At 42.3% G+C, this 2,559-nt stretch carries 3 protein-coding genes; all 3 read right to left on the bottom strand.

Annotated features, from left to right (window positions below; all coding sequences use genetic code 11):
• Positions 1-79: 79 nt before the first annotated feature.
• Positions 80-1,114, bottom strand: coding sequence for a sensor histidine kinase (locus HMPREF2904_RS01245; protein ID WP_070659528.1), 1,035 nt, complete (start codon positions 1,112-1,114; stop codon positions 80-82).
• The gene (locus HMPREF2904_RS01240; RefSeq protein ID WP_070659527.1) at positions 1,111-1,809 is read right to left on the bottom strand and encodes a response regulator transcription factor; all 699 of its coding nucleotides are present in this window, start codon (positions 1,807-1,809) and stop codon (positions 1,111-1,113) included. Before HMPREF2904_RS01240 ends, HMPREF2904_RS01245 begins: the two co-directional genes overlap by 4 nt.
• A 123-nt stretch (positions 1,810-1,932) precedes the next feature.
• Positions 1,933-2,559 (bottom strand): SSURE domain-containing protein (locus HMPREF2904_RS01235; protein WP_141751180.1); only part of this gene is annotated, 627 nt, incomplete at its 5' end.

Here is a 2,559-nt window from a genome sequence, read left to right as displayed (position 1 = left end):
CTTCATTTTGTCCTGCTGTCATTTCGCACAAAGGCTGTTGTACCATGAAAAGCTAGATTTGTAAAGGGATTTTACGGCTTTATTTCAAACTAAGGCTAAATGTAAACTTGCTTCCTAAGCCATACTGACTTTCTGCTGTAATTTCGCCACCAAGCTGATGGGCTAGTTCTCGTGCAATCGCAAGACCTAAGCCATGCCCACCTGTTTTCATATTACGCGAAGTTTCGACACGATAAAGACGTTTGAAAATATTTTCCAAATCCTCTGGGGCAATACCCTGCCCCTCATCGATCACACTGATTGAAAGCTGGCTATCCTCCAGCTTAGCTACCACCTCCAGCTTGGTTCCTGGAGCAGAGTATTTAAAAGCGTTATTAACCAGATTAACCAAGATACGAGAAAGTTTGGCATAATCTCCTTCAATCCGAGCAGACTCAGGAATCACTTGCAAGTGGACATCTCGCTCCTCCTGCTCAATCAAAAATTGAAACTCACTCATGCACTCAATCAAAAGTTGATCCAGAAAAACGCTGTCTTTACTAGTCGTCTCCTCCTGATTTCTAGCTGTATTAAGGGTTAAAAAATTCAACTCTTCAACCAGTTTATTAAGCCGTTCTGTCTGGCGTCCAATGGTTGCTAAATAATGGGCTTGTTCTCCTTCTTTGATAACTCCATCCAAAATTCCTTCTACCGTTGCTTGAATAGAGGTAATGGGGGTCTTGATATCATGCGACAACTGGGCAATCATCAAGCCCTTTTCTCGTTCGCTTTCTTCCAAGGAATCAAAGGTTGCTTGCAAATCATGTGACATTTCATTGAAAGCTTGCCCTAACTGCTGAAATTCTGCAGGCCCTTGAACCTCCAAATTTGCAGGGAAGTCCTTGTCCGCTACTCGCTTGGCGTGTTCCTTAAGTTTGGCCAATGATGTAAAGACAGGCGATAGGAGAAAGAGACTAATCCCAGCACCGACAAAACTTGCGATTAAAGTCATGCCAATCAGAAAATAAATCTCTCTTTCGTCAATTAACATTCGCTGGATGGCCCAAAAGACAACGATAATCGTTAGGAGTGTTGAAATGATATACCCCACTAAAATATAACTTTTTAATTTCATTGACTACCTCGTGCTTTCTCAATCTTGTAGCCCAAGCCCCAGACAGTTTTGATAGTAGGCGTTTCTGCACTGGCATGTTTAGCCAACTCCTGTCGAAGAGCATGAATATGAACATTCAAGGTATTGGTATCATCCACATAGTCTTCTTGCCAGACCTTTTCATAGAGATCTGTCTTAGAGAAAACTCGCTCTGGATTGCTGGCTAAAAGCCATAGAAGTTCGAAGGATTTGACTGTCAAATCAAGCACCACATCTCCGACTTGTACCTCATGGCTAGCATGATTCATCCGTAAATCTCCGAGACTGACGACCTCTGTCTCACCTCCACGATGAAGGCGACGCAAGATATTGTGGACACGCAAAACCAGCTCACGAGGGCTAAAAGGCTTGGCAATAAAGTCATCTGCCCCTAAGCTCAGGCCATAAATCTTGTCCTGCTCACTAGTCTTAGCCGTGAAAAAGAGAAAAGGCTGATCTGGAGATTGATACTGAACTTCACTAATCAAATCATAGCCATCCATACGGGGCATCATGATATCTGTAATAATCAAATCAATCGGTTTTCGCTTGAATATTTCTAAGGCCTCTACTCCATCATGAGCTACCAAAACCTGATAACCTGCCTGAACCAGATAGCGTTGATGAATATCTGTGATTTCTACCTCGTCGTCAACGAGTAAAATTGTCTTTCCCATCTGTCTCTCCTTTGAAAAAAACAGTGCTATACCACAATAGTATAACACTATTTTAATCGCTTTACGAACATTCTAATCGCTATCTGGATTTTTCAAATCCTAGATAGAAAGCCTGTAGCTAGACTAGTCATTTTCCTCTTTTTTAGCTTTCAAACCGAGTCCACCTAGCAGTCCAGCCAAGGCGAGCCCAAAGAATCCAATAATAGCCATTGATGTTTGAGCTTCACCAGTATATGGAAGCATGTCTTTTTGCTCTTTCATTTGACCAGCCATCATTGGACTTGACACCTTGTTATTAGATGCCATCTTGCCTTTATCAGACATTTTGCTTGAGGCTACTGAAGCTTGATCTTGTTTCATGCTTGGTGTTGCCATTTGCTGGCTAGCATTCATGGTTTTATCTTGCTCTTTGTTAGGCATCATCTTATCCTGGCTAGCAGCTGGCATTTGAGCTTTCATATTAGAAGCACCTTGATGACTATTCATCATTGGAGTCGGCATAGCTGAACCATTAGAAGATGGGCCGAAGCCTGACTGCATCGGAGCAAGAGACTGATGTCCATTCAAGTTCACTGTCAAATCCTTAGTCGCTACGAGATTGCTCAAGTCTGCCTTGCCATCTTTTGCACCGTAGACTTTGATAGTAGCTTTATAGCTTTGCGTACCATTTTGTTTCAAAAGGTCTAGAAGCTCTTTATCTGATTTGCCTTGAGTACCGGCCAAATCCACTTCATAGAAGTAGAGACCTTT

Source organism: Streptococcus sp. HMSC072G04 (assembly GCF_001813295.1).
GTDB lineage: Bacteria > Bacillota > Bacilli > Lactobacillales > Streptococcaceae > Streptococcus.
This window is presented reverse-complemented; position numbering and strand designations above follow the sequence as displayed.

Bases quoted from the DNA above. Each gene is read 5' to 3' on its own strand.
- HMPREF2904_RS01245 (WP_070659528.1), bottom strand. From the start codon at position 1,114: ATGAAATTAAAAAGTTATATTTTAGTGGGGTATATCATTTCAACACTC.
- HMPREF2904_RS01240 (WP_070659527.1), bottom strand. From the start codon at position 1,809: ATGGGAAAGACAATTTTACTCGTTGACGACGAGGTAGAAATCACAGAT.